The organism is Bacillus mojavensis, from assembly GCF_012648005.1.
GTDB lineage: Bacteria > Bacillota > Bacilli > Bacillales > Bacillaceae > Bacillus > Bacillus mojavensis.
In genome coordinates this window covers 2,910,144-2,930,918 of sequence record NZ_CP051464.1, presented here as the reverse complement: position 1 = coordinate 2,930,918, position 20,775 = coordinate 2,910,144, and the positions used below count along the sequence as shown (strand labels likewise).

23 protein-coding genes and 1 riboswitch are annotated in these 20,775 nt (G+C 43.7%); of the genes, 16 read left to right on the top strand and 7 right to left on the bottom strand.

Annotated elements, in window-relative coordinates; translation table 11 throughout:
* Positions 1 to 68: 68 nt before the first annotated feature.
* From HC660_RS15335 to ytkD, 3 genes are all read left to right on the top strand, one after another.
* Positions 69 to 506, top strand: a complete 438-nt coding sequence (locus tag HC660_RS15335; protein WP_010331587.1) for a Dps family protein — start codon at positions 69 to 71, stop codon at positions 504 to 506.
* 157 nt (positions 507 to 663) lie between these two features.
* The gene (locus tag HC660_RS15330; protein ID WP_010331586.1) at positions 664 to 1,068 is read left to right on the top strand and encodes a phage holin family protein; all 405 of its coding nucleotides are present in this window, start codon (positions 664 to 666) and stop codon (positions 1,066 to 1,068) included.
* A 214-nt stretch (positions 1,069 to 1,282) separates the two neighbouring features.
* Positions 1,283 to 1,759, top strand: a complete 477-nt coding sequence (gene ytkD, locus HC660_RS15325; protein WP_168748590.1) for an RNA deprotection pyrophosphohydrolase — start codon at positions 1,283 to 1,285, stop codon at positions 1,757 to 1,759.
* 24 nt (positions 1,760 to 1,783) lie between these two features.
* On the opposite strand, the gene HC660_RS15320 is transcribed toward ytkD, so the two are convergent.
* From HC660_RS15320 to HC660_RS15310, 3 genes are read right to left on the bottom strand one after another with little or no spacing between them, the layout of a single operon-like run.
* Positions 1,784 to 2,596, bottom strand: a complete 813-nt coding sequence (locus HC660_RS15320; RefSeq protein WP_168748589.1) for an ABC transporter permease — start codon at positions 2,594 to 2,596, stop codon at positions 1,784 to 1,786.
* Positions 2,571 to 3,353: an ABC transporter ATP-binding protein gene (locus HC660_RS15315; protein WP_010331583.1), complete on the bottom strand. Its 783-nt coding sequence runs from the start codon at positions 3,351 to 3,353 to the stop codon at positions 2,571 to 2,573. The genes HC660_RS15320 and HC660_RS15315 overlap by 26 nt, the downstream gene beginning before the upstream one ends.
* A gap of 12 nt (positions 3,354 to 3,365) precedes the next feature.
* Positions 3,366 to 4,370 carry an ABC transporter substrate-binding protein gene (locus HC660_RS15310; protein ID WP_010331582.1) on the bottom strand — a complete coding sequence of 335 codons (1,005 nt, stop codon included), beginning with the start codon at positions 4,368 to 4,370 and terminating at the stop codon, positions 3,366 to 3,368.
* A gap of 149 nt (positions 4,371 to 4,519) precedes the next feature.
* Between HC660_RS15310 and HC660_RS15305 the strand changes: the two genes are divergently transcribed.
* Both HC660_RS15305 and HC660_RS15300 read left to right on the top strand, forming a co-directional pair.
* On the top strand, positions 4,520 to 5,293 hold the full coding sequence (locus HC660_RS15305; protein ID WP_168748588.1) for an alpha/beta hydrolase family protein: 774 nt from the start codon (positions 4,520 to 4,522) through the stop codon (positions 5,291 to 5,293).
* 51 nt (positions 5,294 to 5,344) lie between these two features.
* Positions 5,345 to 5,587, top strand: coding sequence for a DUF2584 domain-containing protein (locus HC660_RS15300; protein WP_010331580.1), 243 nt, complete (start codon positions 5,345 to 5,347; stop codon positions 5,585 to 5,587).
* Positions 5,588 to 5,625: 38 nt separating this feature from the next.
* Here HC660_RS15300 and pckA read toward each other — a convergent pair whose 3' ends face one another.
* Positions 5,626 to 7,209, bottom strand: a complete 1,584-nt coding sequence (gene pckA / locus HC660_RS15295) for a phosphoenolpyruvate carboxykinase (ATP) (RefSeq protein WP_168748587.1) — start codon at positions 7,207 to 7,209, stop codon at positions 5,626 to 5,628.
* Positions 7,210 to 7,406: 197 nt separating this feature from the next.
* Positions 7,407 to 7,546, top strand: a riboswitch (SAM riboswitch).
* A gap of 168 nt (positions 7,547 to 7,714) precedes the next feature.
* Here pckA and metK point away from each other — a divergent pair.
* From metK to alaP, 3 genes are all read left to right on the top strand, one after another.
* Positions 7,715 to 8,917: a methionine adenosyltransferase gene (gene metK / locus HC660_RS15290; protein ID WP_010331578.1), complete on the top strand. Its 1,203-nt coding sequence runs from the start codon at positions 7,715 to 7,717 to the stop codon at positions 8,915 to 8,917.
* 149 nt (positions 8,918 to 9,066) lie between these two features.
* A complete protein-coding gene (gene asnB / locus HC660_RS15285) occupies positions 9,067 to 10,965 on the top strand; it encodes an asparagine synthase (glutamine-hydrolyzing) (protein ID WP_168748586.1) in 1,899 nt (632 codons plus the stop codon).
* Between the two features lie 136 nt (positions 10,966 to 11,101).
* Positions 11,102 to 12,493: an alanine permease AlaP gene (alaP, locus tag HC660_RS15280; protein ID WP_010331576.1), complete on the top strand. Its 1,392-nt coding sequence runs from the start codon at positions 11,102 to 11,104 to the stop codon at positions 12,491 to 12,493.
* Between the two features lie 256 nt (positions 12,494 to 12,749).
* Here the strand turns inward: alaP and HC660_RS15275 are convergent, their stop codons facing one another.
* Positions 12,750 to 13,265 carry a gamma carbonic anhydrase gene (locus tag HC660_RS15275; protein WP_168748585.1) on the bottom strand — a complete coding sequence of 172 codons (516 nt, stop codon included), beginning with the start codon at positions 13,263 to 13,265 and terminating at the stop codon, positions 12,750 to 12,752.
* Between the two features lie 50 nt (positions 13,266 to 13,315).
* Between HC660_RS15275 and HC660_RS15270 the strand changes: the two genes are divergently transcribed.
* Positions 13,316 to 14,095, top strand: a complete 780-nt coding sequence (locus HC660_RS15270) for an alpha/beta hydrolase (RefSeq protein WP_168748584.1) — start codon at positions 13,316 to 13,318, stop codon at positions 14,093 to 14,095.
* A gap of 17 nt (positions 14,096 to 14,112) precedes the next feature.
* Positions 14,113 to 15,216: a tetraprenyl-beta-curcumene synthase gene (gene tbcS, locus HC660_RS15265; protein WP_168748583.1), complete on the top strand. Its 1,104-nt coding sequence runs from the start codon at positions 14,113 to 14,115 to the stop codon at positions 15,214 to 15,216.
* Here tbcS and mnmM read toward each other — a convergent pair.
* Positions 15,206 to 15,790, bottom strand: coding sequence for a tRNA 5-(aminomethyl)-2-thiouridylate-methyltransferase MnmM (mnmM, locus tag HC660_RS15260; RefSeq protein WP_010331572.1), 585 nt, complete (start codon positions 15,788 to 15,790; stop codon positions 15,206 to 15,208). The genes tbcS and mnmM overlap by 11 nt on opposite strands.
* Positions 15,787 to 16,755, bottom strand: a complete 969-nt coding sequence (mnmL, locus tag HC660_RS15255) for a tRNA modification radical SAM protein MnmL/YtqA (RefSeq protein ID WP_168748582.1) — start codon at positions 16,753 to 16,755, stop codon at positions 15,787 to 15,789. Before mnmL ends, mnmM begins: the two co-directional genes overlap by 4 nt.
* Positions 16,756 to 16,916: 161 nt before the next feature.
* On the opposite strand from mnmL, the gene HC660_RS15250 reads away from it, so the two are divergent.
* From HC660_RS15250 to ytrD, 6 genes are all read left to right on the top strand, one after another.
* The gene (locus HC660_RS15250) at positions 16,917 to 17,189 is read left to right on the top strand and encodes a YtzC family protein (RefSeq protein WP_010331570.1); all 273 of its coding nucleotides are present in this window, start codon (positions 16,917 to 16,919) and stop codon (positions 17,187 to 17,189) included.
* 153 nt (positions 17,190 to 17,342) lie between these two features.
* Positions 17,343 to 17,480 carry a hypothetical protein gene (locus HC660_RS15245; RefSeq protein WP_010331569.1) on the top strand — a complete coding sequence of 46 codons (138 nt, stop codon included), beginning with the start codon at positions 17,343 to 17,345 and terminating at the stop codon, positions 17,478 to 17,480.
* A gap of 33 nt (positions 17,481 to 17,513) precedes the next feature.
* Entirely contained in the window at positions 17,514 to 17,906 is a 393-nt protein-coding gene (gene ytrA, locus HC660_RS15240; RefSeq protein ID WP_168748581.1) for a GntR family transcriptional regulator YtrA, read from the top strand.
* Entirely contained in the window at positions 17,899 to 18,777 is an 879-nt protein-coding gene (gene ytrB, locus HC660_RS15235) for an ABC transporter ATP-binding protein YtrB (RefSeq protein ID WP_044153718.1), read from the top strand. Before ytrA ends, ytrB begins: the two co-directional genes overlap by 8 nt.
* Positions 18,771 to 19,760, top strand: coding sequence for an ABC transporter permease YtrC (ytrC, locus tag HC660_RS15230; RefSeq protein WP_168748580.1), 990 nt, complete (start codon positions 18,771 to 18,773; stop codon positions 19,758 to 19,760). Before ytrB ends, ytrC begins: the two co-directional genes overlap by 7 nt.
* A 29-nt stretch (positions 19,761 to 19,789) precedes the next feature.
* Positions 19,790 to 20,767: an ABC transporter permease YtrD gene (gene ytrD, locus HC660_RS15225; protein WP_168748579.1), complete on the top strand. Its 978-nt coding sequence runs from the start codon at positions 19,790 to 19,792 to the stop codon at positions 20,765 to 20,767.
* Positions 20,768 to 20,775 lie beyond the last annotated feature (8 nt).

Sequence of the window (20,775 nt, the reverse complement as noted above, 5' to 3'; positions counted from 1 at the left end):
GGTAAAATAAAGGTTTTAGCGTACGATATGAAGGGTATACACTTAATATAAACAAGGAGGACGATAATATGTCAGAACAATTAATTCAAGCCGTGAACAAACAAGTAGCCAACTGGACAGTCATGTATGTGAAACTACATAATTATCACTGGTATGTAAAAGGAAAAGATTTCTTTACACTTCATGAAAAATTTGAGGAGCTTTATAACGAGACTGCAACTTATATTGATGATTTGGCAGAGCGTCTTTTGGCTTTGAACGGAAAACCGATCGCGACAATGAAAGAATCTTTGGAAACAGCTTCAGTAAAAGAAGCGAACGGGAACGAAACAGCAGAACAAATGGTTCAGAGTGTGTATGATGATTTTACAGTTATCGCGGAAGAACTGAAAAGCGGCATGGACTTAGCCGATGAGGTCGGAGACGAAACAACAGGGGACATGCTTCTTGCAATTCATCAAAATATTGAAAAACATAACTGGATGCTGAAAGCTTACCTTGGATAATAGAAAAGAAAGGCCGGATATCTCGTGAAGATGTCCGGTTTTTGTTTGCTCGCAAAAATAGGCGACAACTAGTCCATTTTTCTGAAAAATCCAATCCGTTCGGCATGCTTTCCATAGAATATGGTAAGGCCGTTTCTGTGAAAGGATGTTGGGATAAATGGATAGAGACTTTGGCATCTTTTCGTTAATTGCAGTCAGCGTTTCAGCAGCGGGGTTTTTCTTCGGAGGTTTTCAGTACTCATTCCTCATATTGCTGTCTCTTATGGCAATTGAATTTATCAGTACGACCTTGAAGGAAACAATTATTCACAAACTGGTGTTAAAGAAGGTTTTTGCCCGTTTTGTCAAAAAATTAGTTACGTTGGCTCTGATCTCTGTCTGCCACTTTTTTGACCAGCTGCTAAATACACAGGGATCGATACGTGACTTGGCCATTATGTTTTATATTCTTTATGAATCTGTGCAAATTGTTGTGACAGCCAGCTCTCTCGGTATACCCGTTCCGGAAATGCTTGTGGATCTATTAGAAACGCTAAAAAATAAATTCAGACGCAAACCGTAACTTTTACCTGTTCGCGGGTCATAATAAAGCCCAGAGCGCCAGTCATTTACACATTTTAACAAGAGATGGGGCCGAAAGCTGTACGAGCTGGTCTAACGTTTCAGATCCGGATGGCGCGCTGGGTTTCCCTTATTTTTTGATAAAAAGCTACCGAAGAAACGTAACTGTGGTATGATGTATGGAAGATAGCTAGGAACGGATTTGAGGGATAAACATGTACGAGTTTAAAGATTATTATCAGAATACTGTTCAGCTCTCCTTTGACAATCAGCCCTTTTCGGACAGCCCGAAGCATGTCTGGGTCATCTGCCGTTTTGGTGACAAATGGCTTTTGACAGAACATGAGGACAGAGGATTTGAGTTTCCGGGCGGGAAAGTGGAACCGATGGAGTGCGCGGAAGAGGCGGCGCTTCGAGAAGTAAAGGAAGAAACAGGGGCGAGAGTGAAAAGCCTCAAGTATCTCGGACAGTATAAAGTTCTCGGAAAAGAAAAGGTTATTGTGAAAAATATATATTTTGCAGATATAGAGAAGCTTGAAAAGCAAGCCGATTACTTTGAAACGAAAGGACCGGTTCTGTTTCAAGAACTTCCAGAAAACCTGCCCCGTAATAAAAAATTCAGCTTTATTATGAAGGATTCTGTGCTTCCCATCAGTTTGAAAAAGCTGAAAGAAGCGGGATGGATCAACTAAAAACCCGGCTATCTGCCGGGCTTTTTATGTTCTGCCCTTCGTCCATTTCTTCTCTAACAGTTCTACGCCCTGATACATCAGAGTGGCAAATATAGCAATAATCAACAAACTTAAGAAGACGAGTGTAAAATTGAAGACTTGGAATCCGTAAATAATCATGTATCCTAATCCGACCTTTGAAACAAGAAATTCGCCTACGATGACACCGACCCACGATAAACCGACGTTTACCTTCAGTGTTGAAATAATAGCGGGCGAAGATGCGGGAAGAATCGCTTCTTTAAAAATAACCCACTTGTTTGCGCCGAATGTTTTCATTACTTTAATATAGTTCTCATCCACCTCTTGAAAGGCGGTATAAACGACGATGGTTGTAATAATGACGCTAATGACCGCTCCCATCGCGATAATGCTGACAAAGCCGGGACCGAGCGCGACAATCAGGATAGGCCCGAGCGCCACTTTCGGCATAGCATTTAAAATGACCAGATATGGATCTAATATCCTGGCAAGCCGATTGGACCACCATAACAACGCGGCAAGACACGTGCCCAGGAAAGTCCCCAGCAAAAAGCCAAGCACCGTCTCAAATAAAGTAACGCCGATATGCGACAGCAATGAGCCGTCAGCAAGCTTTTCAATCAGTAATCGCCATACGGCTGACGGCGAGCTGAAGATCAGAGGATCAATCCAGCCCTGTCTGCTTGCGATTTCCCATCCGGAGAAAAAGAGGATAAATATCGCAAGCTGAAAAGAATGGACATTCCATTTCTCTTTTTTCTGTTTGAATTGAAATTGCTCATGAAGCAGATCAATTGTTTCTTTGCTGTTTCTCAAGAGAATTCAGCTCCTTCCATATCGTTTGAAACAGCGTCTGGAAGGATGGCTCCTGACGGGCGTCAAAAGGCATCATCGCAGCCAATTCTCTAGGGATTGTAAAAATTTGATGAATGGTGCCCGGCTGATTAGAAAATAAAAAGATGGTATCACTCATCGCAATCGCTTCCCCTATATCATGAGTGACAAGCACCGCTGTTTTTTGATACTCCTTTAATGTGCGGAAAACGAGGTTTTCCAAAGACAGCTTCGTCTGAAAATCAAGCGCGGAAAATGGCTCATCAAGCAAAAGCAGACTTGGGTTTGGGGCAAGAGTTCTTGCTAGAGCGGCCCGCTGCCTCATCCCGCCTGACAGCTCCTTAGGATATTTCTTTTCAACATCAACGAGACCCAGCTCCGGCAAAAGACCGAGTGCTGCGGCCTTGTTTTCTTCAGTAAGTGTGTCGGCGATTTTCAAACCGAGGAGCACATTTTCCTCAATGGATTTCCAGGGAAATAAGTAATCCTGCTGAAGCATGTAGCCAATGTTATGTTCTTTTTGATTCGGCTCACGGCCTTCAATCAGAACTCTGCCTTCCGAAGGTTCGATCAGGCCTGCAATTATGGAAAGCAGTGTTGTTTTTCCGCAGCCGCTCGGACCGAGAAATGAGATGAAATCGCCTTTATCGGCATCGAAATGAATGTCCTGTACGGCCGTCGTTTTTTCTTTCATAGAAAAATAAGTATGGGTTACATGGTCGACATGTAAAAAAGACATAGATGGCGCCTCCTATTTTTCTGAGGTGACTTTTTCGGCGATTTGTTTGTTCACAAGTTCACTGTATGGAATATGCTTTGGCAGTTCACCTGACTGATCCATAATCGTTTGGAGCAGTTCCCATTCTTTTTCGTTGAGAAGCGGGTCTGGAGAATAAGAATGTTGTTTTTTGTAGCGTTCGATGGACATTTCGATGACATCTGGATCCGTATCGTCAAATTCATTTTTAATCGCTTCTGTGATGTCCTTTGCTGAGTGTTTACCTATCCACTGCTGCGCTTTATAAATAGCTCTCGTAAATTTGACGGCTGTATCTTCGTTTTTCTTTAAATAGCTTTGTTTTGCCATAAATGTCGTATAAGGAACCTGGCCTGATTCTTCTCCGAACGAAGCAACGATGTGGCCGATGCCTTCTTTCTCAAAGAGTGAAGCAGTTGGCTCAAAAAGCTGGACATAATCACCGGTTCCAGAAGCAAAGGCATTGGATATATTGGCGAAGTCTATGTTTTGGATAAGGTCAATATCCTTATGCGGGTCAATGTGATGTTGATTCAGCACATACTCGCCGACCATTTGCGGCATACCGCCTTTCCTCTGGCCGAGAAACGTCTTCCCTTTCAGCTGGTCCCAGTTGAAATTTTCGGCATCTTCCCTTGCGACAAGGAACGTTCCGTCTGTCTGTGTCAGCTGTGCGAAGTTAATGACAGGGTCTTTAGCTCCTTGCGCTTTGACATAAATGGATGTTTCTGATCCGACAAGCGCAATGTCCGAGCCGTTTGAAAGAAGCGAAGTCATCGTTTTGTCGCCGCCCCAGGTCGTATTGACGTCAACATCAAGGCCTTCATCCTTGAAAAAGCCTTTAGATTCTGCAACATATAAAGGTGCATAAAAAATGGAATGGGTCACTTCGGCTACTTTTACTTTCGTGAGTGTTTCTTCCTGCTTGCAAGCACTCAGGGCAATGATGAGAAACACACTGCAAACGCAGAAACAGCCCAGCCTTAACCATTTGTTCACATGACAACCTCCTTATTTAGCATCAAGTTAATATCCTTTTTTGCTTTACATATCGTATGATGGGTATAAAAATGTGTGAATGCCTAATCCGGCGTGACAGGATTTATTTTTAAAGACAGGAAAGAATAAAGAAAAAGGAGGCGGGAGCAGTGATTGTTGAGAAAAGAAGATTTCCGTCGCCGAGCAAGCATGTGCGCTTGTATTCCATCTGCTACCTTTCAAATGGCTTAAAAGTGAAAGGGCTGCTGGCGGAGCCGGCGGCACCTGGGCGATATGACGGATTTTTATATCTGCGCGGCGGCATCAAGAGTGTTGGAATGGTCAGACCGGGCCGAATTATCCAGTTTGCGTCCCAAGGATTTGTTGTATTTGCCCCCTTTTACAGGGGGAACCAGGGAGGAGAAGGCAACGAGGATTTTGCAGGAGAAGACAGAGAGGATGCTTTTTCTGCTTTTCGCCTGCTTCAGCAGCATCCTCAAGTAAAAAAGGGCAGAATTCATATCTTCGGTTTCTCCCGAGGCGGCATAATGGGAATGCTTACTGCGATTGAAATGGGACGGCATGCGGCTTCATTCGTTTCGTGGGGAGGCGTCAGTGATATGAATCTTACATATGAGGAGCGGCAGGATTTGCGCAGAATGATGAAAAGAGTAATTGGGGGAACGCCGAAAAAGGTGCCTGACGAATACAAATGGCGAACGCCTTTTGATCAAGTGAACAAAATTGAAGCCCCCGTTTTATTAATTCACGGAGAAAAAGATCAAAATGTTTCCATTCAGCATTCCTATTTATTTGAGGAGAAATTAAAACAGCTGCACAAGCCTGTAGAGACGTGGTATTACAGTACATTCACACATTATTTTCCGCCGAAGGAAAACCGGCGTATTGTGCGGCAGCTCACGCAATGGATGAAAAACCGCTGACGGTGAAATATGTTATGATATAGAAAAAAGAGAACGAAAGGGGATTTCAATTTGGGAATGCCTGTGGAATTTAATACATTAATTGTGACAAAAGGAAAAGAAGTTCGCATAGATGAAAATATATTCAGATTAGAGAAAGACGGGTATCGCATTTATCCGATGGAGATTCCGATGGATGTGAGCAAAACAAAGTCTGGTGAAAAGTCAGGCACAGCTGAAGTGCAGAAGCTTGAATGGACAGACGGGCGGACAATCATTACGTACAAGCTGACTTCCTTGCATACAGTCAATTAAAACAAGCCAAGAGCTGAATTGCTCTTGGCTTTTGCTTTTTAAACGAGTGGCCCGCCTGCTTGCGCAATGGCATCTGTATTTGTGAACTTTTTGAAGTTTTCTTTGAATTCGTTTGCCAGATACGCAGCCTTTTCTCTGTATTCCTCTTTGTTATTCCACGTGTTTTCCGGCTGAAGGATGTGATCGGGAACACCTGGAACATGAACCGGGATGTGCAGGCCGAAAATATCGTCAGTGGTCATTTGTACATTTTCTAATTTGCCTTCAATCGCTGCTTTTACCATCGCCCGTGTGTATGAAAGCTTCATGCGTTCCCCTGTGCCATAGCCGCCGCCGGTCCAGCCTGTGTTGACAAGGTAAACGTCTGCGCCGTGTTCGTCGATCTTTTTGCCGAGCATTTCCGCATATACATGAGCCGGGAGCGGAAGGAACGGTGAACCGAAGCATGTGGAGAATGTCGTCTCAGGAGACGTGACGCCGCGTTCGGTTCCGGCTAGTTTACTCGTATAACCGCTTAAGAAGTGGTACATAGCCTGCTCCTTCGTCAGCTTGCTGATTGGCGGCAGAACGCCGAATGCATCAGCCGTCAAAAATACAATCGCTGACGGGTGGCCCGCAATGCTTGGAGACACAATGTTGTCGATCATATGAATCGGGTAAGCAGCACGTGTGTTTTCTGTATAGAAGGAATCATCGTAATTGGCTTCACGCGTATCTTCATCTACAACAACATTTTCGAGAACGGATCCAAACCGAATTGCTTTAAAAATCTGCGGTTCTTTTTCTTCGCTTAAATGAATGCACTTGGCATAGCACCCGCCTTCGATATTGAAGACACCAGTGTCCGACCAGCCGTGTTCATCATCACCGATCAGTTTCCGGTCAGCATCCGCCGAAAGGGTGGTCTTTCCTGTTCCCGACAGGCCGAAGAAAAGCGCGACATCGCCTTTTTCACCGACATTGGCGGAGCAATGCATGGATAAAATATCTCGTTCAGGCAGCAGGAAATTCATGATGGAGAAAATCGATTTTTTCATTTCTCCGGCATACTCCGTTCCGCCGATTAAAATCGTCCGCTTTTCGAAAGAAACAATAATAAAGGTTTCTGAATGTGTGCCGTCTGTTTTTGGGTCCGCTTTGAAATGCGGAGCGGAAAGAATGGTAAACGGCTGTTCGACTGTTTTTTTATCATTGTCTTCAGGACGGATAAACAGCTGTCTGGCAAATAAATTGTGCCATGCAAATTCATTAACGACCGTGATCGGCAGTCTGTATTTTTCATCAGCACCGGCAAATCCTTCAAAAACAAACAGCTCATCTCGTTGTTTCAGATAGCTGACAACTTTCGTGTACAGCCGGTCAAATGCTTCCTCGGAAATAGGCTGATTCACCGGACCCCAATCGATCTTACTCTTTGTGCTTCCTTCTTCTACAATGAATTTATCTTTCGGCGAACGTCCAGTGTAAGCGCCTGTGGTCGCCCGGACAGCACCCGTGGATGTTAAAATGCCTTCGTTACGGGAAAGTACTTTTTCTGTAAGCTGAGCTGCAGATAAATTATGCTGCACATTAGGACTTGTTAATAAGGCTTGCAAATCAGCGGTTAAATCAACTGAGTTCATAAGAAACCTTCCTTTATCATTTTATTTGTGTTTTGCTAATTGTGAATTAGTATAACATATATTTTCAAATAGTCTATACTATTTATCGTTTTTTGTGTGTGCACTTCCATTGTTTTCCGCAATAAAGGCGTCTATTTCTCCTGATTCATATTGACATTGCAAACCCTTTTACGATAAGATATTTCATTGAGCGGATACTCTTATCCCGAGCTGGCGGAGGGACAGGCCCTATGAAGCCCAGCAACCGGTTTCTCTATTATTCATTATGTTCAAACTGCGTGAGACAACCAAGGTGCTAACCTGATGCAAGGTTGAATGATTCCTTGAGCGATAAGAGTGAAAGGCACAAAGACCAAACCCTTTCCTCGAACGGAAAAGGTTTTTTTATTTCATAAATATGCCAATTAACATCTCTAATATAAACGTAACATTGTATAAGAGGGAGCGAGTTCCGTATCATATATATAAGGTCTTTCGGGAGGCCTTGTGCAGGAGGAAGCAAATCATGAGTAAAAATCGTCGTTTATTTACATCAGAATCTGTTACGGAGGGGCATCCGGATAAAATCTGTGACCAGATTTCTGACAGCATCTTAGATGAAATTTTAAAGAAAGACCCTAACGCGCGTGTTGCTTGTGAAACGTCTGTGACAACTGGTTTGGTTCTTGTCAGCGGAGAAATCACAACTTCTACGTATGTTGATATTCCAAAAACGGTTCGTGAAACGATTAAAGAAATCGGATACACACGTGCAAAATACGGATTTGATGCGGAAACATGTGCGGTCCTGACATCAATTGACGAGCAGTCTGCTGATATTGCAATGGGTGTAGACCAAGCGCTTGAAGCCCGTGAAGGCACAATGAGCGACGAAGAAATCGAAGCAATCGGAGCGGGTGACCAAGGTTTAATGTTCGGTTATGCGTGCAACGAAACGAAAGAGCTTATGCCTCTTCCAATTTCACTTGCTCATAAACTAGCCCGCCGCTTGAGTGAAGTGCGTAAAGAAGATGTTCTTCCTTACCTTCGCCCTGACGGTAAAACACAGGTAACGGTTGAGTATGATGAAAATAACAAACCTGTCCGCATTGACGCGATTGTTATTTCAACTCAGCACCATCCTGAAATTACGCTTGAGCAAATTCAGCGCAACATTAAAGAACATGTCATCAATCCGGTTGTTCCTGAAGAATTAATTGATGAAGAAACAAAATACTTCATTAACCCTACAGGCCGATTCGTCATTGGAGGACCTCAAGGGGATGCGGGGCTTACAGGACGTAAAATTATCGTTGATACGTACGGCGGCTACGCACGTCACGGCGGCGGCGCGTTCTCTGGTAAAGATGCGACGAAAGTAGACCGTTCAGCTGCTTATGCTGCAAGATACGTTGCGAAAAACATCGTTGCGGCTGAGCTTGCAGATTCATGCGAAGTGCAGCTTGCATACGCGATCGGTGTTGCACAGCCTGTGTCCATCTCAATCAATACATTTGGTTCCGGAAAAGCTTCAGAGGAAAAACTGATTGAAGTTGTTCGCAATAACTTTGATTTACGACCTGCCGGCATTATCAAAATGCTTGATTTACGCCGTCCGATCTACAAACAGACTGCTGCGTACGGCCACTTTGGACGCCACGATGTTGACCTTCCGTGGGAGCGTACAGACAAAGCGGAACAGCTGCGTAAAGAAGCGTTAGGAGAATAATTTTATAGCCGCTTACTGGTTAAGCGGCTTTCCCTTTTTTATCGATGTATCCATGTTTATTTTTTTACATAACTGTGAAACCAAATACTGTTCACAGCGTCTATAAATAGGGGTTCAATGATGACAATTTTAAATATGGAGGCAATACTATGTGTGGATTTGTCGGGGTTTTTAACAAGCATCCGTTAACTCAAACCGCTGATCAAGAAGAACTAATCAAACAAATGAACCAAATGATCGTTCACCGCGGTCCTGACAGTGATGGATATTACCATGATGAGCACGTTGGATTCGGATTCAGACGGCTCAGCATTATTGATGTGGAAAATGGCGGACAGCCTTTATCATATGAAGATGAGAAATATTGGATTATTTTTAACGGGGAAATCTATAACTATATCGAACTGAGAGAAGAGCTTGAAGCAAAGGGATATACTTTCAACACAGATTCGGACACAGAGGTTCTTCTTGCGACTTACCGTCACTATAAAGAAGAAGCGGCTTCCAAGCTCCGCGGCATGTTTGCCTTTCTGATTTGGAATAAAAACGATCATGTGCTTTATGGAGCAAGAGATCCATTCGGCATTAAGCCGTTGTATTACACAACGATCAATGATCAGGTTTATTTTGCCTCAGAGAGAAAAAGTTTAATGGCAGCTCAAAATGATATTGAAATAGATAAAGAAGCATTACAGCAGTATATGTCTTTCCAATTCGTTCCTGAGCCAAGCACGCTTGATATTGATGTGAAAAAAGTAGAGCCGGGTTCTCAGTTTACAATCCGCCCTGACGGCGATATCACATTCAAAACGTATTTCAAGGCGCGTTTCCAGCCTGTTCAGACGGAAGAAGATAAACTTGTCAAAGAAGTCAGAGACGCTATCTATGACTCTGTAAAAGTTCATATGAGAAGTGATGTGCCTGTCGGTTCATTCCTTTCAGGCGGAATTGATTCTTCGTTTATTGTATCCGTTGCGAAAGAATTTCATCCAAGCTTAAAAACATTTTCAGTCGGATTTGAACAGCAGGGCTTCAGTGAAGTTGATGTAGCGAAAGAAACTGCCGCTGCACTGGGCATTGAAAATATCAGCAAAGTCATTTCTCCGGAAGAATATATGAACGAGCTTCCTAAAATCGTATGGCACTTTGATGATCCGCTTGCAGACCCGGCTGCGATTCCATTGTATTTCGTGGCGAAAGAAGCGAAAAAACACGTAACGGTTGCGTTATCTGGCGAAGGTGCGGACGAGCTGTTTGGCGGATACAACATCTACCGTGAACCGCTTTCTCTTAAACCGTTTGAACGCATTCCGTCCGGCTTGAAAAAGATGCTTCTGCACGTAGCGGCGGTTATGCCTGAGGGAATGAGAGGAAAGAGCCTGCTTGAGCGCGGCTGCACTCCGCTTCCGGAGCGTTATATCGGCAACGCGAAGATCTTTGAAGAATCCGTGAAGGAACAGCTGCTGAAGCACTATGATTCTAGCCTTTCGTATCGCGATGTGACGAAGCCTTACTTTACAGAAAGCAGCTCATACAGCGATATTAACAAAATGCAGTATGTCGATATCCACACTTGGATGCGAGGCGACATCTTGCTAAAAGCGGATAAAATGACAATGGCGAATTCATTGGAATTGCGTGTGCCGTTCCTTGATAAAGTCGTATTTGACGTTGCTTCTAAAATTCCTGATGAATTGAAAACAAAGAATGGTACGACGAAGTATCTCCTTCGCAAAGCTGCTGAAGGAATTGTGCCGGATCACGTATTGAACCGCAAAAAGCTCGGTTTCCCTGTACCGATCCGTCATTGGCTGAAAAACGAAATGAACGAATGGGTGCGCAGCATTATTCAAGATAGCCAAACGGACGCTTATATCCATAAGGATTACGTTCTTCAGCTTCTTGAAGACCATTGTGCCGACAAGGCTGATAACAGCCGTAAAATTTGGACAGTGCTCATCTTTATGATCTGGCACAGCATCAATATCGAAAAACGGTATATGCCTGAAGAGCTGAGCCATCAGCCTAAAGAAGTCATCTTTGTTTAACAGATAAGGCTTTCGATTCGTCGAAAGCCTTGTTATTATACCAGTATTTCTCCATCATCATTGATTACCCTGCACATTCGTGCGAAATATTCAGAAGAATGATTTAATGATATTTTTTTCTAGGGGAGAAGGGAACATGCAAAAACAAAAACAAGAATTGCATCGCGGTCTTGAAGAAAGGCATATTTCTTTAATGTCTTTAGGGGCTGCCATAGGAGTGGGACTCTTCCTTGGCTCCGCATCAGCTATCCAATTAGCAGGGCCAGGTATTTTGGTGGCATATGCCTGCAGCGGTCTGGTTATGTTTTTTATTATGAGGGCGCTTGGGGAAATGGCCATTCAAAAGCCGGTCGCGGGCTCCTTCAGCAGGTACGCACGTGACTACTTAGGTCCGCTCGCAGGCTACTTAACCGGGTGGAATTACTGGTTCTTATGGGTTGTAACCTGTATGGCGGAAATCACCGCTGTCGGAATTTATATGGGATACTGGTTTCCGGATGTGCCAAATTGGATTTGGGCATTGTCGGCGCTGGTGATTATGACTGGTGTCAATTTCCTGGCCGTGAAGGCGTATGGAGAGCTGGAGTTTTGGTTCGCTTTGATTAAAATTGTCGCGATCCTTTCTATGATTGCTGTCGGTTTATTAATGATCATTGCAGGCGTCGGCAATGGAGGCATTGCTACAGGCATCAGTAATTTATGGAGCAACGGCGGATTTTTTCCTCATGGAATAAAAGGGGTTTTATTGTCACTTCAAATGGTGATGTTCGCGTATTTAGGCATTGAGATGATAGGGGTGACGGCCGGCGAAGTCAAAAACCCGCAAAAGTCATTAGCGAAAGCGATTGATACGGTATTTTGGCGTATCCTGATTTTTTACGTCGGTGCTTTATTTGTGATCATGTCCATTTATCCGTGGCAGGAAATCGGCTCACAAGGAAGCCCTTTTGTACTCACGTTTGAAAAAGTGGGGATTCCATATGCGGCAGGCATCATTAACTTTGTCGTTCTGACGGCAGCGCTGTCTTCTTGCAACAGCGGCATATTCAGCACCGGACGCATGCTCTTTAACTTAGCGGAGCAGAGCGAGGCGCCAAAAGCATACGGTAAGCTGACCAAAGGCGGCATTCCGGGTAAGGCCGTACTGGCTTCTGCGGGTGCGTTATTAGTCGGTGTGCTGTTAAACTATATTGTGCCTGCGAAGGTATTTACTTGGGTCACAAGCATTGCCACATTCGGGGCGATTTGGACATGGGCGATCATCTTGCTTTCTCAGATCAAATATCGTAAGGGCATGCAGCCAAAGGATCAAAAGCAATTAAAATATAAAATGCCTTTTTACCCATTCACGTCATATTTATCATTGGCCTTTTTAGCATTTGTCATTATCCTGATGGCTTATAGTCCGGAAACAAGAGTCGCCGTTATTGTCGGTCCGATTTGGTTTCTGATTTTGATAGCCGTTTATTATGGCAAAGGCTTTCATAAGAAAAACGCAGCTGTGTCAACTGAACAACAGATCAGCTGACAAAGAGAGCTCCCGGCGGGCTCTTTTTTGTTTAAGTAAAGCTACTCATAGAGAGCAGAGAATAGGAATAAGTTTTTTGCAGAGACTGCTTACAGTGGCGTCTCATTTTTTATGATAAGATAAAAGTCACACGTTTGTTTTGATTTGTGAACGTTTTATGGAAAATTAAAAACCCGAACTGCTATTTGGTTCGGGTCAGCGATGGTTATCGCTTAAATAATATTTTGAAAAATGGTAAAGTAAAACGAAGCTGGTCTTACATTTGCTGAAGTGATTTATAATATTGACCCTTTGTTACATATTCAGACCGTATTCTTTGCATGTCTTTTCGGTCTTCATCCGTCAAAGGGCGGATGACTTTTGCCGGGCGGCCGAAGGCAAGATGGCCTGGCGGAATGATTTTTCCCGGCGGAACAAGACTGCCGGCACCGATAAAGGCGCCTTCACCGATTTCGGCTCCGTCTAAGATGATTGAACCCATGCCGATTAAGGCGTTCTTACGGATCACGGCGCTATGGAGTGTAACCTGATGGCCTATCGTGGCGTCATCTTCAATGAGAAGCGTCCGGTTCGGGCTTTGATGGAGGCAGCTTAAATCTTGGATATTGACTCTGTTACCGATTCTGGTCGGGGCTACATCTCCTCTTATGACCACTGAGAACCAAATGCTGGATTGTTCTCCGATGACCACATCACCGGTAATTGTTGCATTATCGGCTACAAAAGCCGTTGGGTGGATTTTTGGCGTGTATTCCTTATAAGGGTAAATCATATATCTTTCATCCTTCTTTCTCTATTTAATTTTTGTATGAGGTGAACCGCATGTGGACCTGGAAAGCAGACAGACCTGTGGCAGTGATTGTTATAATCCACGGGGCAAGTGAACATCATGGACGGTATAAATGGCTGAGTGAAATGTGGAGATCTTCGGGTTATCACGTTGTAATGGGTGATCTGCCGGGACAAGGGACGACCACCCGGGCCAGGGGTCATATTCACTCATTTCAAGAATACATTGATGAAGTAGATACTTGGATCGATAAAGCGCGAACCTTTGAACTGCCTGTTTTTCTTCTCGGCCACAGCATGGGCGGCCTGATCGCGATTGAATGGTTTAAACAGCAGAGAAACCCCCGCATTACGGGAATTATTTTATCATCACCGTGTCTCGGGCTGCAAATTAAAGTCAATAAAGTGCTTGACCTTGCATCAAAGGGGCTGAATGTCATCGCTCCGTCGCTTAAAGTTGATTCAGGATTATCGATTGATATGGCGACACGGAATGAAGATGTCATCGAAGCAGGCCAGAACGATCCCCTTTTTGTCACGAAGGTTTCTGTCAGATGGTACAGAGAGCTGTTAAAAACTATTGAGTCTGCCATGGTGCCGACAGAGGCTTTTCTAAGGGTGCCGCTTCTAGTCATGCAGGCCGGAGATGACAAGCTGGTCGACAAAACGAAGGTTATCAAGTGGTTTTCAGGGGTTGCTTCCCACAATAAGTCATATAGGGAATGGGAAGGGCTTTATCATGAAATATTTAATGAACCGGAAAGAGAAGACGTTTTTAAAGCCGCAAGAGCATTTACTGATCAATATATTTGAACTGGGGGGTGCATGTGTTGACAGTACCGGAACATCCTTTTGGACTGATGGCCAAAGTATATCGTGAAATTTTTCCGCTCGTTCATCAAGAGCTGAACATATGGAAGCAAAAATCAGAAGCAATTAAAAACAGTGAATTAAAAGCACAGGCAACCGCAAGTATTCGAGATAAAACGTTTCACTGTGAAGGCGGCGGCATATTGGCCTTATTGTCAGGGAGTCATAAGCAGAAATGTGTTGAGTTCATCATCGCATATCAAACAATCAGCGACTACCTGGACAATTTGTGCGACCGCAGCACCTCACTTGACCCGGAAGATTTTCGAATGCTTCACACCTCTATGCAGGACGCGTTGACAGTGGGAGCTGAACCGCAAAATTATTATCAATTCAGGGACGAGCAGGATGACAGCGGATATTTGCAGGAATTGGTGAAAACGTGCCAGCGTGTCCTCGGGTCTATTGAACACTACGACATGATTAAACCTTATCTGCTTGAGCTTTGCGGCTATTATTGCGATTTGCAGGTGCATAAGCACGTTGTAGAGCATGAGCGCGTCCCGCGCCTTGAAAAGTGGTTTACCCAATATGAATCAGAGCTTCCTGAGATGGAATGGTATGAATTCTCAGCTTGTGCAGGCTCCACGCTAGGCATTTTCTGTCTTGTCGCATATTCGTTTCAGCCTGATTTTACTGAAAGCACCGCAAAAAAAATCCGCAACAGTTATTTTCCTTACATACAAGGTCTTCATATTCTGCTTGATTATTTGATTGACCAAGAGGAGGACTTGCTTGAAGGGGACTTGAATTTCTGCTCGTATTATCAGTCGCATGAAGAAATGATGAATCGGCTGCAGCACTTTATTCAGAAAGCCGATGAACATCTGCACGGCATTCCGCACGAAAACTTCCACCGCTTAATCAACCGCGGCTTGCTGGGTGTCTATTTGTCTGATGATAAAGTGGCGGGCCAAAAGGAAATGGGCCGGCTCGCGAAGAAGCTGATCAAAGCAAGCGGAAAAACCTCCTTTTTCTTTTATATCAACGGCAGAGCCTACAGAAAGTTTCAAAAGATAGCCTGGATGAAAAACTCAAAGAAAAAAGCTCAAATCATTTGCTGATTTGAGCTTTTTTTTCGATCGCAATAATAAACGGCGGGTCATTTTGCTGATTGATAAATCCGTATGTTAAGACACGGGCTGCTTGCTGATCCAAGTCCCGGCAAAAGTCGAGCACGTCGTTTTTTTCAGTTTTGCCTTCCGGATGGCCGTGATAGACGACCAAAACAATCAGGCCTTCATCTTTCATGATGCTGAGAAGCTGTTCAATTGCTTGAATCGTTGAATTGCCGTTTGTCGTAATCGATTTGTCCCCGCCTGGCAGATAGCCAAGGTTAAACACAGCGGCCGCTACTTTCCCGTGTGTTTCCTGCGGAAGTGATTCAGCAATTTTGTCATGGCTTTTATGAAATAAAGTTGTCCGGTTTTGATAGGTGTCACCGAGCCGCTCCTTCGTATTGGCCACTGCTGATTCTTGTATATCAAATGCGTATACATGGCCGTTTTCACCGACAAGTTCAGCTAAAAACAGGGTGTCATGCCCGTTCCCCATTGTGGCGTCAACAACAATGTCTCCGTCCCCTGCGGCCATTTTCAGCAGCTCTTTACTGTAGGGAAGAATCTTTTTCAGAATCATAAGGCTGATTCCTCCTGAAGACGCTGAAAGAACTTACCTTGGTAGCTGCCGCGGTTTTCAAGTTCTTTATTGATAGCGCCGAGCACTTCCCATTTGTTCACACTCCACATTGGCCCAATCATCAATTCAATCGGCCCGTCACCAGTGATACGGTGTACGATCATTTCTGGCGGGATGATTTCAAGCTGGTCACAGACGAGCTGCACATAATCGTCTTGAGAGAGAAATTCCAGCTTTCCCTTTTCGTATTGTTTCACCATCGGCGTGCCCTTCAGCAGGTGCAGCAAATGGATTTTAATACCCTGTACGTCCAAATTTGCCACTGCTTTTGCCGTTTCCATCATCATGTTCCGGTCTTCCAAAGGAAGTCCATTGATAATATGCGAGCAGACGCGTATGCCGTGTTTTCTTAGCTTGTTCACACCTTCAACGTAGCAGTCAAAGTCATGTGCCCGGTTAATCAGAAGAGCTGTGCGTTCGTGAACTGTCTGAAGCCCGAGCTCCACCCAGAGATACGTGCGTTCATTGAGTTCTGCCAAATACTCAACAACGTCATCCGGCAGGCAGTCCGGCCGTGTGGCGATTGAAATGCCGACCACATCGTCGAGCGCGAGAACAGACTCGAATTTCTCTCGAAGCACGTCAACTGGCGCATGTGTATTGGTGAAAGCCTGGAAATAAGCGATATATTTCCCGTCCTTCCATTTTTCATGCATGCGGTTTTTAATGTCGTGGAATTGCGTCATTAAATCATCGGCCCGGTTTCCTGCAAAATCACCGGAGCCCGCAGCGCTGCAAAAGGTACAGCCGCCGTGAGCGACAGTGCCGTCACGGTTCGGGCAGTCAAAGCCGCCGTCAAGCGCTACTTTAAATACCTTATGCCCGAAATGATCTCTGAGATGATAATTTAATGTATGATAGCGTTTTTCCGTATTTGAATAAGGAAAAGGATTGTTCTGAATCACGATTAATGTGCCTCCTTGCGTACAATTGCATCCTAAAATTGTAGCACGCATTTCAGATGAGAACAAATGAATATCGACCATAAATTTCTTTATTGAATCATGTCTGATGAGGCTACACTATGGATGATGGATTGTTTCCATTACCAAGAGGAGGGGTTACTGTGGCAACAAGACAATCAGTAGATGAACATCTCCAACAATGTATGCAGGCGTATGATTATGCTGAAGAACAGCTGAAAATCGCTTCTAAACAAGAGCATTATAACGACCAAGAATACAGCGATGCGCAAATGCAGATTGAAAATGCGGTAAATGCCTTGAATAAACTATGGCTGTCATCAAATGATCAGCAGAGAGAACAGCTGTACAGAATGAGGCTTCAGCTTCAAGCTTTGCAAAATAATATGATCTTGCAGCACCCTCTTGATGTGTAAGAAACGGACCCTTTTGATAAGGGTCCGTTTTTTTGTAAAAAAGGATTGACTTTGCACTGCAAAGTATTTATTGTATTAAGTGTACTAATTGGAGTAATACACTATAGACACTAATGAAAAGTCATTTATATATTGAATTTAAGGGAGGCAGTTATGAAACATAAAAAACAAAACAAACGTAACGTGCCAATGCTGATCGCGGCATCTATGATCGCTTGTTCTTTTTTTCTTGTCCTTGTGATGATCGGTTTTGAATGGCAAAAAAGTATAATTGATTCGTTTTATTTATGAAAGGTTCAGATCGTATAGAAAGTAGGGAAGTAAATGATTCAAATCGATCCAAGAAGCTCAACGCCCATTTACGAACAAATTATTCAGCAAATGAAAGAGCTTTGTTTGAAAGGGATCATGAAGCCTGGTGATAAGCTTCCTTCTGTCAGAGAATTGGCGACGATCATTATTGCGAATCCGAATACTGTCAGCAAAGCGTACAAAGAGCTTGAGCGAGAGGGTATTATTGAAACGCTGCGGGGCAGAGGGACCTATATATCGGAAAATGCAAAAACGACACTGGTTGAAGGGAAGATGACGATGATTAAAGAGCAACTCAAACAGCTCATCATCGATGCACATTATGCGGGGGTTGAGCTGGAGAAACTGCAAGAATGGATAAAGGAAATCAGCGCTGATGTGAAAGGGGGTAAGAGTGATGATTGAATTAAGACAGCTGTCAAAGACGATTGACGGCAATCAAGTATTAAAAGACGTTTCTTTAACAATTGAAAAAGGGGAAATTTTCGGGCTGCTCGGCCGGAACGGATCGGGTAAAACGACGATGCTCCGTTTAATCCAGCAAATTATTTTCGCGGACAGCGGAACGATTCTGTTTGACGGCGTAGAAATCAAAAAGCATCCGAAGGTGAAACAGAATATCATCTACATGCCTGTTCAGAATCCTTTTTATGACAAGTATACATACAAGCAGCTTGTTGACATCCTGAGAAGGATTTATCCGAAGTTTGATGTCACCTACGCGAATGAGCTGATGAACAGATACGAAATTCCGGAAACGAAAAAGTACCGTGAGCTGTCGACGGGCTTGAAAAAACAGCTGTCACTCGTTCTATCGTTTGCGGCGAGACCGGCGCTGATTCTTCTTGATGAGCCGACGGACGGAATAGATGCAGTGACAAGGCATGATGTACTGCAGCTGATGGTCGATGAAGTGGCTGAGCGTGATACGAGCATCCTGATCACCTCCCATCGCCTTGAGGATATTGAACGGATGTGCAACCGAATTGGTTTTCTCGAAGATAACAGACTGACAAATGTAATGGATCTTGATGAGTTAAAAGAAGAATACATTAAAATTCAAATGGCCTTCGATACAGATGTCAATTTGGCCATCAGAGAGCAAAACATTCCGATGCTCGATCAGGCCGGTGTGTTTTACACGGTGCTGATCCCGAAAAGCGATGAGAAGAACAAGAGCTTTTTAAGAGAGCTGAAGCCAAAAGTGTGGAATGAGCTTCCTGTCAACTTGGAAGAAGTGTTCATTGCGAAGTTTGGAGGGAAGCGGAGATGGTAGACCGAGGTCTCCTCTATCGAGAGTGGAAGCAGAATCAAGTGGTGCTTTTGTTAAGTATTGTGTTTTTAGTGCTGGCAAATCCGTTTTCTATCGTGAATACGTATTTATCTTATCAAGGATGCCTTGATCGCCAAGACCCGCAATATTGTGATTTTATTGTGAATTATTCCATAAGCAATCTGATAGATCTCAACTGGGTGCCGGGTGTCATTTTGGCGGTCTGCTTCCTGGGCATGGAACGTTCGAAAGGCACGATGGATTTTATATTAAGCCTACCATATAACAGAAGCCACATTTTCCAGACGAAATTTTGGTTAGGCAGTTTTGTGATTGTACTGTCTCAATTGATTGGCTTTTTACTTGCATGGCTGCTAATTCTTGTTTATAGCCCTGAACACGTCTACTATTTTGAGCACAGCAGCGTTGGGGTGATCGTGATTAGCTTTATGACTTACTCACTGGTGATGGCCGCCGGAGCGTTAACGGGTAATGCTTTTGCCCAGCTGTTAACGGCGTTTTCTGCAGCTATATTGCCGTATTTAATGATTGCATTGCCGGTTGGAAACCTTGAAGTTGTTTTTGATGTGAGTATATGGGAATTGTTCCCTTCCCCTGAGAGTTATTTCTCTCTGGCAAGCAATTTATCGAAACTAGTACCGTTTAGTTACTACGTTGTAAATGAATGGCTGATTAACAGTAAGTATCTTTTATTGATTCCAGCCGTAATGAGCATGCTATTTTACTTGATTGGCTTCATAAGCTTCAAAAAGCTTCCAAGTGAACGAAACGGATACTTTTTCTTATGGAACAAATTAGATCGTCCGGTGCAAATTCTGGTTATGGCTTTCGGCATCCTTGGATTTGGTTTATTTGGATACTATACCGGACATTCCATTATTGGTTATATTTTGGGGATGATCATTGGGGCAGTGGCTGGATTCTTTGTGAGCTACTTCTCTATTTACAAGAAAACAAAAGTGTAATGAAATGCCTTAGGTTTGGAGGGAGTGAGTTGCCGGATTCCGGACTGCTTTACAAAGAGTGGCGGCAGAATAAAGTCGCCTTAGTTATCACCATTTTGGTTTTTATATTGGGTAATCCTTTATCAATTTTAAATATGTATCTCATCTATCAAGGCTGTGTCACTGGAAAAGAAAATTGGGTCGGCCCCTGCGTATTCAGCGTTGATTATTTAAACAGCACATTTATCTCAGTATTTTGGATTTGGGGTGTGGTTTTGGCGGTCAGCCAGCTTGGGATTGAACGAAGCAAGGGCTACTTTGACTTTACATTAAGCCTTCCTTATTCACGAGGGCAGATATTTAAGGCGAAGTTCTTGACTGGCGGAATGGTGATTGTGATACCGCAACTCATAGGTTATGTTTTATCTGTTTTGCTGATTTTGTTTTTGAAGCCTGATCAGGCCGTTTATTTTCACAACTACAGCTTGGGAATGATCATTGTTAGCATGCTGGCTTATTCTTTGGTTATGGCTGGAGGAACTTTGACAGGCAATATTTTTGCACAGCTTTTAGTCTCATTTACCGTGGCCATTTCGCCGTTTTTACTCATCAGTCTGCCTGCGATCAACATCGAGATCCTTTTAGGAGTGTCAATCGATTTTATCCATGGTCCAGTACCCAAATGGGTACAGTATTTGGTCCCGATAATCTATATAGACTCGAAATGGGTTGAGGATTCTCCACATTATTTAGTGATTCCGGCCATCATGACGATCATCTTTTACATCATCGGCTACATCAGTTTTGTCAAACTGTCTAATGAACGGAACGGATATTTCTTTTTGTGGAAACCGCTAGACCGCCCGGTACAGGTCATTGTCATTATCATTGGAATCATGGGCTTCGGGTATTTTGGATTTGCCGCAACGGAAAGCTTCGTCGGCTACATATTTGGCATGGCTGCTGGCGCCGTGATTGGTTTTCTTATCAGCTATTTTGCGATTTATAAAAAAACAAAACATTTATAAGGGAGAGA